Genomic DNA, 512 nt, shown 5'->3' on the forward strand with positions numbered 1-512 from the left:
CCAAAATCTTGCGGAGAAAACTGCATGAGCAGCACCAGTAAGGTGACAATCTTGGCGATAGGTAAGACTGGGGCACGGCCAGCCGGTAAGGCTTCTAGCGCATCTATGCCTTCATCTCGATACCACCGAAGCCAACGACCGATGGTCGAGCGCGCAGCGCCGGTAAGGTGATGAACATCGGTGATCGTGCGTCCTTCATGTAAMAGCAAGATGGCCATCAAGCGACGAGCATGTCCTTTATCACGGGTGGCATGGATGATTTTGTGAATGCGGCGCCGTTGTGGTCGTGGCAGAGGTGGTAGGATAGGCATCAACTCAGTCCTTTGGGTGKGGCTTGTTTTGTTTAGCGACTAATCAGATCGCACAAACTGGACTGAGTTCCCTTCCTCCGGTGATCTACTATTCGGAACAGCTATTTAGTCTTATGGGCAGCAGCCGAATAACAGGCTGCATTGAGCATAGGGACGTGGATCATGAATTTGTCATTAGTCAGTCAAAAACCGTCGGCAATC

Annotated in this window: 1 protein-coding gene; it reads right to left on the minus strand. The window is 51.4% G+C overall.

Annotation, left to right across the window (positions count from 1 at the left end):
• Positions 1-311: helix-turn-helix domain-containing protein (locus tag EJ063_RS20585; protein WP_148104553.1), on the minus strand; the 311-nt coding region annotated here is incomplete at its 3' end.
• Positions 312-512: the final 201 nt, after the last annotated feature.

The organism is Vibrio aquaticus (assembly GCF_003970385.1).
Classification (GTDB): Bacteria; Pseudomonadota; Gammaproteobacteria; order Enterobacterales; family Vibrionaceae; genus Vibrio; species Vibrio aquaticus.